Annotated in this window: 14 protein-coding genes; 8 read left to right on the forward strand and 6 right to left on the reverse strand. The window is 70.7% G+C overall.

From position 1 onward, the window contains the following. Nucleotides 1-14 precede the first annotated feature (14 nt). The 4 genes from ACLQ2N_RS23255 to ACLQ2N_RS23270 all read left to right on the forward strand — a co-directional run bounded on the left by ACLQ2N_RS23255 (nt 15) and on the right by ACLQ2N_RS23270 (nt 2,979). The gene (locus ACLQ2N_RS23255; RefSeq protein WP_425816034.1) at nt 15-440 is read left to right on the forward strand and encodes a hypothetical protein; all 426 of its coding nucleotides are present in this window, start codon (nt 15-17) and stop codon (nt 438-440) included. A gap of 207 nt (nt 441-647) precedes the next feature. Next, complete coding sequence (locus ACLQ2N_RS23260; RefSeq protein ID WP_425816036.1) at nt 648-1,571, forward strand: hypothetical protein; 924 nt, start codon at nt 648-650, stop codon at nt 1,569-1,571. Nucleotides 1,572-1,666: 95 nt separating this feature from the next. After that, nucleotides 1,667-2,341, forward strand: a complete 675-nt coding sequence (locus ACLQ2N_RS23265) for a TetR/AcrR family transcriptional regulator (protein WP_425816038.1) — start codon at nt 1,667-1,669, stop codon at nt 2,339-2,341. 44 nt (nt 2,342-2,385) lie between these two features. Then, nucleotides 2,386-2,979: a helix-turn-helix domain-containing protein gene (locus tag ACLQ2N_RS23270; RefSeq protein WP_425816275.1), complete on the forward strand. Its 594-nt coding sequence runs from the start codon at nt 2,386-2,388 to the stop codon at nt 2,977-2,979. 301 nt (nt 2,980-3,280) lie between these two features. On the opposite strand, the gene ACLQ2N_RS23275 is transcribed toward ACLQ2N_RS23270, so the two are convergent. Beyond that, nucleotides 3,281-3,619 carry a hypothetical protein gene (locus tag ACLQ2N_RS23275; RefSeq protein ID WP_425816040.1) on the reverse strand — a complete coding sequence of 113 codons (339 nt, stop codon included), beginning with the start codon at nt 3,617-3,619 and terminating at the stop codon, nt 3,281-3,283. A gap of 814 nt (nt 3,620-4,433) precedes the next feature. Between ACLQ2N_RS23275 and ACLQ2N_RS23280 the strand changes: the two genes are divergently transcribed. Further along, a complete protein-coding gene (locus ACLQ2N_RS23280) occupies nt 4,434-5,015 on the forward strand; it encodes a carbonic anhydrase (protein WP_425816042.1) in 582 nt (193 codons plus the stop codon). A gap of 17 nt (nt 5,016-5,032) precedes the next feature. Further along, the gene (locus ACLQ2N_RS23285) at nt 5,033-6,493 is read left to right on the forward strand and encodes a SulP family inorganic anion transporter (protein ID WP_425816044.1); all 1,461 of its coding nucleotides are present in this window, start codon (nt 5,033-5,035) and stop codon (nt 6,491-6,493) included. Nucleotides 6,494-6,554: 61 nt separating this feature from the next. Here ACLQ2N_RS23285 and ACLQ2N_RS23290 read toward each other — a convergent pair whose 3' ends face one another. Next, a complete protein-coding gene (locus ACLQ2N_RS23290) occupies nt 6,555-7,319 on the reverse strand; it encodes a GDSL-type esterase/lipase family protein (RefSeq protein ID WP_425816046.1) in 765 nt (254 codons plus the stop codon). Here ACLQ2N_RS23290 and ACLQ2N_RS23295 point away from each other — a divergent pair. Beyond that, nucleotides 7,318-8,307: a WD40 repeat domain-containing protein gene (locus ACLQ2N_RS23295; RefSeq protein WP_425816048.1), complete on the forward strand. Its 990-nt coding sequence runs from the start codon at nt 7,318-7,320 to the stop codon at nt 8,305-8,307. The two genes, ACLQ2N_RS23290 and ACLQ2N_RS23295, sit on opposite strands and share 2 nt — an antisense overlap. Before the next feature lie 4 nt (nt 8,308-8,311). Here ACLQ2N_RS23295 and ACLQ2N_RS23300 read toward each other — a convergent pair whose 3' ends face one another. Continuing rightward, on the reverse strand, nt 8,312-8,707 hold the full coding sequence (locus ACLQ2N_RS23300; protein WP_361023128.1) for a PPOX class F420-dependent oxidoreductase: 396 nt from the start codon (nt 8,705-8,707) through the stop codon (nt 8,312-8,314). An 82-nt stretch (nt 8,708-8,789) separates the two neighbouring features. On the opposite strand from ACLQ2N_RS23300, the gene ACLQ2N_RS23305 reads away from it, so the two are divergent. Further along, complete coding sequence (locus tag ACLQ2N_RS23305; protein WP_425816050.1) at nt 8,790-9,284, forward strand: GNAT family N-acetyltransferase; 495 nt, start codon at nt 8,790-8,792, stop codon at nt 9,282-9,284. A gap of 4 nt (nt 9,285-9,288) precedes the next feature. On the opposite strand, the gene ACLQ2N_RS23310 is transcribed toward ACLQ2N_RS23305, so the two are convergent. From ACLQ2N_RS23310 to ACLQ2N_RS23320, 3 genes are all read right to left on the reverse strand, one after another. Next, nucleotides 9,289-9,915, reverse strand: coding sequence for a Uma2 family endonuclease (locus ACLQ2N_RS23310; RefSeq protein ID WP_425816052.1), 627 nt, complete (start codon nt 9,913-9,915; stop codon nt 9,289-9,291). Between the two features lie 150 nt (nt 9,916-10,065). Next, nucleotides 10,066-11,184, reverse strand: coding sequence for a phosphoserine transaminase (serC, locus tag ACLQ2N_RS23315; RefSeq protein WP_425816054.1), 1,119 nt, complete (start codon nt 11,182-11,184; stop codon nt 10,066-10,068). A 105-nt stretch (nt 11,185-11,289) separates the two neighbouring features. Further along, on the reverse strand, nt 11,290-12,525 hold the full coding sequence (locus ACLQ2N_RS23320) for a cytochrome P450 family protein (RefSeq protein WP_425816056.1): 1,236 nt from the start codon (nt 12,523-12,525) through the stop codon (nt 11,290-11,292). Nucleotides 12,526-12,596: the final 71 nt, after the last annotated feature.

A 12,596-nucleotide genomic window follows, 5' to 3' on the forward strand; every position in this document is an offset into this window, starting at 1 on the left:
CCGACGCTTACCGTATGGAACCGAAAAATTCACCGAACCCGGTGCCCTGCTGGATTCCCGCGAGCGGCCATGCCCTGCGTCACGCGGGCATCCACTTCGACGCGGTCCGGATCTCCGGCGTACTCGGCGAGCAAGTCTCGTACGAGATCATGCAGTTCACGGACTTCCAGGCCGGGCCGATCATCCGCTCCTGGATCGGGATGCGGAGCATGTACTTCCTCGTCCCGCCGGGCACGGCGAGTGCCTATCGCTGGCCGGCGGGCGTGGACGCGCTCGTGCGGAAGGGCTCGGACTTCGTGGGCGTGCCCGCGCTGCGCGGGCTGACGTACCCGCTGGACTGGCGTTCGGAGCCGACCGCCGAGGATCCGTTCGTGGATACAGCACTTCTGTTCGAGCTGCTGACCAAGGTGGTGTCGGGCGGAATTTCTGCTGTACGGTGACGGCGTCGTTACGCTCCGTGCGCATCGCGCACGGGGCGGCCCCCGGGGGTGCTAGCAACACCTGGTCCGGGGGCCTTCACCCACAGATGGATCTGAGGTCCACCGAAGATGCTTTGGCATGCTATCTCGCCCTCCCGCGCCTATGTGAAGGCCGCGCACGATGTCGTGCGTCATTCGAATCTGAGCAGTGACGCAAAGGTTCTGATCATGTATGTGCAGGGTTTGCCCGAGTCCTGCGCGAGCGAGGCGCTGAGCGATCACGCGAAGAAGATCGGGATCAAGGGCCGGGCGTATCAGCGGGCCAAGGGCCAGCTGAAGGAGGCCGGTTACGTCCACGAGTGGCGGTGGCAGGGCCAGGGCGGGCTGTGGATGACGGATCAGCTGTTCTCCAACGTGCCGCTCTCGGACGAGGAGGCGCGGAGGCTCAGGAGCGCGAACGCGCAGGCCGAACCGGCTGATCGGTCACCGGCGGGCGGTCAGGCGAGCACTCGGTCGGTCGGTCCTTCCCAACCTTCGGTTGAGGAAGAACGTGAGGAGAACAACCCCCACCCACCCACCGAAGCGCCTGCGGCCGAAGCGCCCGCAGTCGAGGCGCCCGCGACCGACGCGCCTGCGGCCGAAGTGGCCGGGCCGGTCGCGGCGGCCGACCCGGACGTCGCCCAGGCCGAGCGCGTGCTGCTCTCGCTGCGCCACGCGAACCCGCAACTGCACCTCGGCGTACGCGAGGCGCGCAGCCTGTCCGGGACGGCGGCGGACTGGCTGCGCAGGGGCGTGAAGGCGTCGGAGCTGCGGCAGGCGCTGGTGAACGGGCTTCCGCCGGAAGGTGTGCGGTCGGCGTTCGGCTTCGTACGCCACCGCCTCGTACAGAAGCTGCCGGAGGCACCCGCGCCCATCGCGCCGGTGGCGACGGTCAGGCCGCCCGTGACGTGCGAGGGGGGCGGGCCGGAGCATGTGTTCCGGCCCCGGGCGGACGAGACGTTGTGCGGTCCGTGCGCCCAGCAGGCGGCCGAGGAGGCGCACTTCGCGAAGTGGCCGCCGCGACGGCCGGACGAGGATGTCGAGGTGCCGGAGCGGCGGCCGTGGCGGGAACGGGTCACGGCGGTCCTGCAAGCGGGCGCGGAAGCGCCGTGATGCGCACGTCCGTTCGTGGTGTGGCGGTCTTTGCCGTGGATGCGGCGAGGCGTGGACAGTGGTGGCCGGGGGACGGTTCGGACTGAGGAGGACCCGTGGTGGATACCGTGGTGCAGCTTTGGGACGGCGTACGAGCGGTGCGCGACCCCGCGCGGGTGCGTGCGCAACTCATGGAGGCCGGGCGTACGTTGTTCGCCGTGTACGGCTACGCCCACACGTCCGTCGAGGACCTGTGCGCGGAGGCGCAGGTGGAGGTGCGTGACTTCCACCGCGAGTTCGCCTCGCGCGAGGCGCTGCTCACCGACCTGTACGACGAGGTCGCGATGACCGGGATGCAGGCGGCGCAGGCGGAGCTGGCGGCGGAGGGCATGGAGACCTGCCCGACCGAGGAGCGCGTCCGCAGGCTCTTCGACGCGTACGTCCGGGCCGTCACGAGGGACCCGCGGGCGGCCAGGGTGGCCTTCGTGGAGGTGCTGGGCGTGAGCCGGGCGATGGAGGAGCACCTCACGATGTGGCGCTCGGTGTGGGTGGAGTTCCTGACGGCGGAGTCCGAGCGGGCCCGGACGCGGGGGCACGGGGTGGACGGCGACCTCGCGGTGGTGGTGAAGGTGCTGACGCGGTCGGTGGACGAGCTGCTCGCCCACCACGGGCGCAGGCCGCGCCAGGTGCCGCCGGCGTGGCTGACCAGTGAGTTCACTCGGCTGTCGATGGCGATGATCGGTCCGGCGCATCCGGACGCCCCGGGGTCCGCCGGTGGTGCCACCGTTTGACAAGACGCGTTGCCGGGTCGGCAAATGGAACCATGGCAGACCCGATGGGTGACGAGGACCTGGCCGCCGTCCTGACCGGCGTCGGACCCCGCCTGCGCGCGTTGCGCACCGAGCGCGGGACGACGTTGACGCAGCTGAGCGAGACGACGGGCATCTCGCTCAGCACGCTCTCCCGCCTGGAGTCGGGCGGCCGCAAACCGACCCTTGAGCTCCTGCTGCCCCTGGCGAAGGCGTACGGCGTGCAGCTGGACGAACTGGTCGGGGCGCCGGACACGGGGGATCCCCGCGTCACCTTCCGCCCCTTCAAACGCCACGGGATGACCTTCGTCCCGCTCACCCGGCACCTGGGCGGCGTGAACGCGTACAAGCAGGTGATGCCGGGTGCGACGGGCCCGGCCGGGCCGGTCGAGCAACGCGTCCACGAGGGCTACGAGTGGCTGTACGTCCTCTCGGGCCGACTCCGCCTGGTCCTGGGCGACCACGACCTGGTGCTGACGGCGGGCGAGGCGGCCGAGTTCGACACCCATACGCCGCACTGGTGGGGGGCGGCCGGGCCGGAACCGGTGGAGTTCCTGAGCCTGTTCGGTCCGCAGGGCGAGCGGATGCACGTACGGGCGAAGCCCTCGGGGCGCGAGTGAGGGGGGCGTCCTGGTCCGGAGCACCTCCGGCAAGGCGGAAGTCCTGGGGCGAGGTGCTGCGACGAGGAACGCCTGATGGCTTCGACCAGCCGGGTGATCCATACGGTCCGGCCGGTCAGAGGGTCCAGGCAGGTCGCCACTCGATGGTGTCCTGGGCACGCCTCAACGCCTGAGTGGGGAGTGGGTCTCCCCGCACGAAGAGGGTCCAGCGCCAGGGGCCGTCCTCCCATTGCTGTCATCCTCGCGGCCCGGTACCGCTCCTGACCGCGGAGACGGCTCCGGTGGGCCCGTGATGCCGGGGTCACGTCCAGGCGACGGCCACGACGACCGCCCCGGCCGTGAGCGTGCCGACGCCGTAGAAGGCCCACGCCTTCTTGTTGCGCATGCCGATCAGTGCGACCGCCGCCACCAGGACGTCCAGGGCGAGCTTCACCCACATCTTGGCGTCGATCACCGGCAGGTCCAGGGAGTGCCTGGTCCAGATCAGCCCCGCACCCGTGACCAGCTGGACGACAGCGCTGACCGCCATGTAGCCGGCCGTCACCGGGTCCTTGCCCCGCAGCTGGTAGAAGAGCCCGCCCATGATCGCGGCGAAGCCGAAGAGGTGGAAGACGAGAAAGACGTACCGGAGAGCGTCCATGGCGATGAACCTCGCTCCTTCTGAACTCACGGGACAGCGCGAAGAACCTCTGAGGGGACGCGGCCGGCCCTGATCGATGACTTCCTCATCTGCGACGAAACGGCCGACCGACCTGTGAGGTCCGGAGGCCCGAGGTCCGGGGAGATGCGGGTCACACGGCGGGGCCAGGCCGTCTCATCCGTCCAGCAGGGGGCGCTGCCGACCGGCGAGTCCCGGCGCCCCGGACTCCTGCCTCGGCGGCTCCGGCGAGGCGACTTTGGCCCACGCGTGCGGATCCGGCCAAACGGCCCTCACTTTCCGGGCTCTTTCCTGGCCGTTACATGGAGTTAACCTTGCTCACGACTTTGCCTGCCTATGGTGTTCTTGACCAGCGATTGACGATCTTTTGGTTCGAGCCAGGGGCGTGCACCTGCCGGAAGGGAAGAGCGTGCTGCGAGCCACTACGACCCGAAGCGTGTCGGCGTTCTGTGCCGTCCCGCCGCCCGCGTCTCCGCTCCTCGCGGCTACGGCTTCCCTGACGCACCCCCACACCTCTGGCCGTCCCGCCAACGGCAGCCGGGCCCGGGACCATCCCTCCCGTCCGGAAGCCGCTCGGTGAGGCTTCGACGCCTTCGGCCCGTTCGACCTGCGGTGACCTGATCGGGTCACCCCAGGCTCGCCACCGTCCCACACGGACACGCGTCGAGCGGATCCGCAGCCCCCTTCGGGGCCGCACCCCAGATGTTCCGCTGCTGACCGAGCGGAACGGCCCCCCATATCTCTGTCAGGCAAGTCCGACGCGCCGTTTCGACGCGCCAGGAGGAATCACCACACCATGCAGCCCTTCATCGACAACGCACGTGCCTTCGGCCGGCGCCCCGAGAAGTTAGCGGGCCTCGCCGCGGGCCAGTCTCCCGAGGCCCTGTTCATCACCTGCTCCGACTCCCGGGTCGTACCGGCTCTGATCACGGGCGCCCGGCCCGGCGAGCTGTTCGAGCTGCGCACCGCCGGCAACATCGTTCCCCCGTACGCCTCGGCCACCCCCACCGGCGAGGCGGCGACGATCGAGTACGCCGTCGAAGTCCTCGGCGTCAAGAGCATCGTGGTGTGCGGCCACTCCCACTGCGGCGCGGTCGGTGCCGTGGTGCGCGGTGACGACCTGGCCTCGGTTCCCGCCGTACGGGACTGGCTCGCGCACGCCGCGAAAGAACCCGCGTGCTCCGATCCCGCCGACCCGACGGTCGCCGAGGCCGTGCAGAACCACGTCCTGACGCAGCTCCTGCGGCTGCGCTCCTACCCCTGCGTCGAACAGCGCCTGCAGATCGGTGAAGTCCGGCTGCACGGCTGGTACTACGAGGTCCACACCGGACTCGTACGCGAACACCACGCGGGCACCGACACGTTCGAGACGCTCTGAAGGGACGGGTGATCACCATGCTGACCAGGTTCCCTCATTTACGTGAGGACTTCCTCGCCTCCGTCGTCGTCTTCCTCGTCGCTGTGCCCCTGTGTGTGGGGGTGGCGGTCGCCTCCGGCGTCCCGGCCGAACTGGGGCTCGTCACCGGCATCGTCGGCGGCCTCGTCACCGGCCTCATGCGCGGCAGCAGTTTCCAGGTGTCAGGACCGGCCGCCGGCCTGACCGTGATCGTCTTCGAGGCGGTCAGCGAGTTCGGGGTGGGCACGCTCGGAGTGATCGTGCTGATCGCCGGGCTGCTTCAGCTCGCCATGGGGTTCTTCCGGATCGGCCGCTGGTTCAGGGCGATATCCGTCGCCGTCGTCGAGGGCATGCTCTGCGGCATCGGCCTGGTGATCATCGCCGGGCAGATCTACGCCGCAGCGGGCCTGAAGGCTCCGGAGACCGGCATCGGGAAGATCACGGGCCTGCCCCGCGCGTTCGCCGACGCGTTCGGGAGCACCGAGGCCCTGGCTTCCCTCGCCACGGGCGCGGGCACCATCGCCGTCATCGTGCTGTGGAGGAAACTGCCTAAGCGGGTGCAGTCCGTGCCGGGGGCCCTCGCCGCGGTGGTGCTGGCGACGGCCACCACACTCGCCCTCGGACTGCCGGTCGCCACCGTCGAGGTGGAGGGCCTGCTCGGTGTCGTCCAGCCGCCCGACGCCGAGGCCTTCGGTGACCTGGCCACTCCCGCCATCTGGGGCACGATCATCGCGTTCGCGCTGATCGCCTCGGCGGAGAGCCTGTTCAGCGCGGCAGCCGTGGACCGGCTGCACGACGGTCCGCGCACCGAGTACGACAAGGAGATGGTCGCCCAGGGCACGGGCAACACGGTCTGCGGACTGCTCGGTGCCCTGCCCATGACCGCGGTGATCGTCCGCAGTTCGGCCAACGTCAACGCCGGTGCGAAGACCAAGGCCGCACGGGTTCTGCACGGTGTGTGGCTGCTGCTGTTCGCCGCCGCGCTCCCGTCCGCCCTGGCGCTGATCCCTCTGCCCGCGCTCGCCGGCATCCTCGTGCACGCGGGCTGGAAACTGATCCCGTTCCGCCAGGTCGCCGCGTTGTGGCGGGAGCACCGGGGCGAGGCGGCGATCCTGGTGGTCACGGCCCTCGCCATCGTCGTGGTGAACATGTTCGAGGGCGTCCTGATCGGTCTGGCCCTGGCAGTCGCCAAGACCGCCTGGGAGGCCTCTCACGTCAAACTGGAAGTCATCGACAAGGGCGCCGGCCCCATCGAGGCCCACCTGGCAGGCAACGCCACGTTCCTCCGCCTGCCGAAGATCCTCGACACACTGGAGTCCCTCCCGCAGGACCGCCCGGTCGAACTCGACCTGACAGGACTGCACCACCTCGACCACGCCTGCCGCACAGCGCTGGAGAGCTGGGCCGAACGGCACAGTGCGACCGGCATCGAACCGGTGAAGCTCACCACCGTGTCCTGAACTGACGAACGAAGGTCTCGGGCACACCACCACCGACATGGCAGCCGGCGGCTGGAACGTTTCAGCCGCCGGCTGCCGCGACCGTCGCCCCCGCGTACGCGCCGCCCACCCCCCACGCCTGGTGCATCGCGTCCGCGAAGGCCGCCGCCAGGTGGTGTTCGCCCGTGGGGTTGGGGTGGGTGCCGTCGTACGTGGAGGTGTGGATGTCGTACGCCGGAGGGTGGGAGGCCAGGAGGAGGGGGGAGGCGGGGGTGGCCAGGTCGGCTGTCGCCTTCGCCAGGAGGTCGTTGAAGCGGGCGCACTCCGCCGCGAAGGGCGCGTCCGTCTCCGCGCGGATGTTCGGGATCACCGGGAGCAGGACCACGCGGATGCGCGGGTCCGCCTCGCGGGCCGCGGTCAGGAACGCGGCGGCGTTCTCCGCCGTCTGCGCGCTGTCCGTGTAGAAGCCGAGGTCTATCAGGCCGAGGGAGACGAGCAGGACGTCCGGGCGGTGCGCGGTGACCGCGTCCGCGATCAGCGGGGCCATGTGGAGCCAGCCCTCGCCCCAGCCCGCGAGGTGACGGCGGGCGGCCGGCGGGAAGTCGCCGGCGGCGTACGCGGACGAGGAGGCCGTGCCCGTGTCCGCGTCGTACAGGCCCGTGCGCGGGCCCACCAGCTCGTGGGGGCCGTCCGGTGCCGCCTCCAGGTGCTGCCACATGCGGTAGCGCCACGTGAAGTCGCCGGCGCGCCCGATGGTCATGGAATCGCCGACACACATGAAACGCATGGCGTCATCATGGCGGATCTTGGCTACGCGCCGGTAGGTGACGATGGACACTTGTGCCATGCGTTCGTACCGACTGACCTCCTCCCTCGGCGCCGCCGTGCTCCTCGCCCTCGCCGCGGCCCCCGCGCTCGCCGACGGCGGGGCCGACCGGAGCTTCACCATCGAGGACCCCCGGATCACCGAGTCCAGCGGCCTCGCCGCGAGCCGCCTCCACCCGGGGATCTACTGGACGCACAACGACAGCGACGACGGTCCGTACGTCTTCGCGGTCGACTCGCGGACCGGGAAGACCGTCGCGACGATCACCATGAAGGGCGTCGGGCAGCCCCGCGACGTCGAGGCCATCTCGATCGGGCCGGACGGGAACGTCTACGTCGGCGACATCGGGGACAACCTCAACGGCAGCTGGGACCACGTCTGGATCTACCGGTTCCCCGAGCCGAAGACCCTGAAGGACGCCACCGTCCGGGCCACCCAGTTCGACGTGACGTACGCGGACGGGCCGCGCAACGCGGAGGCGCTGATGGTCCATCCCAGGACGGGGCGCGTCTACATCGCGTCCAAGAACGAGGACGGCGGCGGCCTCTACGAGGGCCCCGCGAAGCTCACGACCGGCGGCGACAACGTCTTCAAGCGGGTCGGCGAGGTCCCCTGGGTGACGGACGGGGCCTTCTCGCCGGACGGCAAGGAGCTCGTCCTGCGCTCCTACTTCAGCGCCCGCGGCTACGCCTTCGCCGACGGGCGCCTCGGCAAGGACTACGACGTCGAGGCGCCGCTGCTCCGGCAGTCCGAGTCCGTGACGTACACGGCGGACGGCTCCGCCCTGATGTACGGCTCCGAGGGCGAGCGGAGCAGTGTCGTGCGGGTGGACCTGAAGACGAGCGGCGACGGAGGCGGCGGCGGGGCCGCGCACCGGGCCGGGGGGACGAAGGACTCGGCCGACGAGGGGGACGGGGTGCCGGTGAAGAACACGACGCTGACCGGCGGCATCGTGCTCGCCGCCTTCGCCCTCGTGCTCTTCCTGGGCAGGCGGCGCCGCAAGGGGTGACCGGTCAGGACTCCATGGGCCGGATCTCGTAGTGCAGGGTCCGGTCCCGTTTCAGCCGGTGGGTCAGCGGGACCAGGACCCCCTGTGTCGCCGGGTACTTGCGGGACAGCATCCGCGACGCGTGCGTGTTCTCCTTCGAGCCCGCCTGGAGGAGGCGCGCGTGGGCCTCGATCTGCGGGCCCGTGGGGTGGCCGCGCACGGTGCACGGGCCGATCCGCACCACGGGGTGGTTGCGCATGCGTTCCACCTTCCACGCCGAGGAGAACGTCCGGATGTACGCGTGGTCGCCCTCGACCGCGATGTGCACGGGGGTGTCGGCGTGCGTCCCGTCCTGCCGCCGCGTGCTCAGCAGGACGGTGTACTGCTTCACGAAGGGCTTGAGCTGGGGGACCGTATCCATACCTCCATGGTCCGCCCGTACGCTCCCGCGTTCATCCGGGCGGCGGGCACCGCGCAGGCGTTTCGCGTAAGGTCCCCGGACCATGAGCCACCGCACCCCCGAGCCCTTCGCCACGCCCCGCCTGGAGGCCCTGCCTCTGCGGGTCGAGTACGCGGAGGAGATGGCCGCCGTCCTGGCGGACCCGGCCCTGCACACCTTCACCGGGGGCGCCCCGGAGACCCCGGAGGCGCTGCGGGCGCGGTACGCACGGCAGACGGCCGGCTCGCCGGACGCGGGCGAGCTGTGGTGGAACTGGGTGCTGCGGGCCGGTGACGGTCTCGTGGGGTACGTGCAGGCCACCGTGCGCGGCGACCTCGCCGGGATCGCGTGGGTGGTGGGCGTTCCGTGGCAGGGGCGGGGGTACGCCCGCGAGGCGGCCGGGGGCCTGGTCGCGCATCTCCGCGAGGCGGGCGTGCGCACTGTGATCGCCCACATCCACCCCGAGCACGCGGCGTCGGCCGCCGTGGCCGCCGGGGCGGGCCTGGCGCGGACGGGGGAGCGGGAGGACGGCGAGGAGCGGTGGGAGCTGGCCTTCTAGCGCCTCAGGCGTCCGGCGTAGGGGGCTTGGCGCGGCCCGCCTGGATCAGTTCGGCGACATCGAGGCACACCTCGGCGCCGATCGATGCGGGCAGCGGCGCCTGCTGGCCGGGGGCGTACACCTCGTGGCGGTCGTACGAGCTGCCCAGCGGTTCCGTGAGGACGTGGACGCGGCTGTGCTTCCGGTCGAGGATCACGTACACGGGGATCTTCGCCTCGGCGTACGCGGAGACCTTGTGCCGGAGGTCGCTGGCGTAGTTGCTGGAGGTGACTTCCAGGACCAGGCGGAAGACGGCGGGGTCGTAGCTGTTGTTCTTGACCAGGTGTTCAGCGTAGTCCGCGTCCACCAGGGCGAGATCGGGGATCGCGAAGTCCTCGGGGCCGCCCGGCAGCCACAGGCCGATGCCTTGGAGGACTCGCGATTCCGTGCTGTGCAGACCTGCGGCGAGGAACGGGATCATGAGCGTGGTCAGCGCGTCCGCGTGCGGGCCGTCCGGGGGTGGAGCCACGGTGATGATGCCTCCGATGATCTCGACGCGATGGCCGGGATTCTGCTCGGCGAGCCGGTTGGCCGTGACGAGCAGGGGCTCCGGTCCATCGTCACAGGGGTGCTCGACTGCTGCTGCAGACATTGCGGGCCTCCTGGAATGGCTGGTGTCGAGACCATCATCGTAGGGCGGGACAGCCCCAGACCGTGTTCCTGGCATATGCCACACGGTCGAGTGAAGCAGAAACGGCCCTGCGCACCTCTCGGTGCGCAGGGCCGTTCCGGGGCGTACGGGCTACAGCTTCTCGATCACGTAGTCGATGCAGGCCGTCAGGGCCTGGACGTCCGCCGGGTCGATCGCCGGGAACATCGCCACGCGGAGCTGGTTGCGGCCCAGCTTGCGGTACGGCTCGGTGTCCACGATGCCGTTGGCGCGGAGCACCTTGGCGACGGCGGAGGCGTCGATCTCGTCCGCGAAGTCGATCGTGCCGATGACCTGGGAGCGCTTGGCCGGGTCGGTGACGAACGGGGTCGCGTACTTGGACTCCTCGGCCCAGCCGTACAGGTGGCCGGAGGAGGCGGCCGTGCGGCCGGTCGTGAAGTCCAGGCCGCCCTGGGTGTTCATCCACGTGAGCTGCTCGTTCAGCAGGAAGAGCGTGGCGAGCGCCGGGGTGTTGTACGTCTGGTTCTTCAGCGAGTTGTCGATCGCCGTGGGCAGCGAGAAGAACTCCGGGATGTGCCGGCCCGAGGCGTGGATACGGGCCGCGCGCTCCAGGGCGGCCGGCGAGAAGACGCCGATCCAGAGGCCGCCGTCGGAGGCGAAGGACTTCTGCGGGGCGAAGTAGTAGACGTCCGTCTCGGCGATGTCGACCGGCAGGCCGCCCGCGCCGGAGGTGGCGTCCACCAGGACGAGCGCGCCCTCGTCGGCGCCCGCGACGCGCTTGATGGGCGCGGCGACACCGGTGGAGGTCTCGTTGTGCGTGAAGGCGTAGACGTCGACGCCCGCCTCGGCCTTCGGGTCCGGGTGGGTGCCCGGGTCGGACGCGATGACGGTCGGGTCCGCCAGCCACGGGGCCAGCTTGGCGGCCTTCGCGAACTTCGAGGAGAACTCACCGAAGTTGAGGTGCTGGGACTTCGACTCGATCAGACCGTGCGTCGCGATGTCCCAGAAGGCGGTGGAGCCGCCGTTGCCCAGGATCACCTCGTAGCCCTCGGGGAGGGAGAAGAGGTCGCGTACGCCCTCGCGCACCGCGCCGACCAGGTTCTTCACCGGGGCCTGGCGGTGGGACGTACCGAGCAGAGACGTGCCGGTGGCGGCCAGCGCGTCGAGCGCCTCGGTCCGCACCTTGGAGGGACCGGCGCCGAAGCGCCCGTCTGCGGGCTTGATGTCAGCGGGAATCTGGATGTCGGCCACGAGTCGGAGCGTAGCCGCTCGGTGCGGCGGGCTGCGCCCCCTGTCCGTCCGATGAGACAGAGAGTCCGACTCGTGGTCTTCGGAGGAACCTCCGTACGTACGGCGTCAGCGCAGCGTGACCGGGAGTTCGTACAGGTCGTTCTGCGTGACGATCGGCTTGTTGCGCAGCTCGGACGCCGGGACGGCGAGGGACAGCTCCGGGAAGCGGGCGTACAGCGCGGGCAGCGCCACCGACGCCTCCAGGCGGGAGAGCGCGGCGCCCGGGCAGACGTGCGGGCCGTGCCCGAAGGAGATGTGGCGGTTCGGGGAGCGGGTCACGTCGAACTCCGTGGCCGACGGCCCCCACTGGCCCTCGTCGTGCGCGATCGCCGCGAACGAGGTCATGACGCCCTCGCCCTTCGGCAGCACCCGGTCGCCCACCGGGATGTCCTCCGTGGCGAACCGGATCAGGATGTGCGAGGTCGGCGCCGACCAGCGCAGCGTCTCCTCGATCACCGCGTCCCAGCCCACCTCGCCGGCCAGCACCGCCCGCCGCTGCTCGGGGTGGGTCTCCAGGGCCACCACGGCGTTCACGATGAGGCTGATCGTCGTCTCGTGGCCCGCCGCGATGATCAGCTTCAGGGTGTTGAGGATCTCGGCGTCGGTGAGGTGGTCCCCGTCCTCGGACGCCAGGAGGAGCGCCCCGGTCAGGTCGTCGCCGGGGGCCTCCTTCTTCTCGTCCAGGATGCGCGAGAACAGGGTGTGGATGTCCGCCATCATCTGCGGCACCTCGGCGCGGGGCGTCATGTTGGAGAAGAACTTGTCGAACAGTTCCTTCATCCGGGGCAGGTCCGCCGAGTCGATGCCCATCAGCTCGCTGATCACGTTCATCGGCAGCGGGTAGGCGAACTCCGCCTTCAGGTCCACCGTTTCGCCCGCCGCGTGCTCCTCCAGGCGGTCGAGCAGCACCTTCGTGCGGGCCTCGATGCCCTCGCGCAGCCGCTCCACCCGGCGCACGGTGAGCGCCTGCGCGACCAGGCCCCGCAGCCGGCGGTGCTCGGCGCCGTCGGCGGTGAGCATGGTGCGGCCGGGGTTGACGAGGCCGATGAGCGGCCAGTCGAGCGGGATCTCGCCGCGCTGCCAGGCGCCCCACACGTTGATGTCCTTGACCAGGCGGCTGTCGGTGAGCAGCGCCTTCGCCTCGGCGTAGTGCGTGACGGTGTAGACGGGCACGCCGCCCGGCAGTTCGACCTGGACGAGCGGGCCCGCCGCGTGCAGCCGCGCGCTCTCGCCCGCGAGGTCGGTGACGAAGGGGTCGAGGACGATGCGGTCGGTGGCTTCTGTGGCGGGCGCGGTGGTCATCTGGGGCCTCCAGGGGGTGTCTCGTCGGTCAGGGGCGGATCGGGCTGCGGCGTCTGGTGCGGTGCATCGCA

This window comes from Streptomyces sp. DT224, assembly GCF_049844595.1.
In the GTDB taxonomy this organism is placed as follows: Bacteria; Actinomycetota; Actinomycetes; order Streptomycetales; family Streptomycetaceae; genus Streptomyces.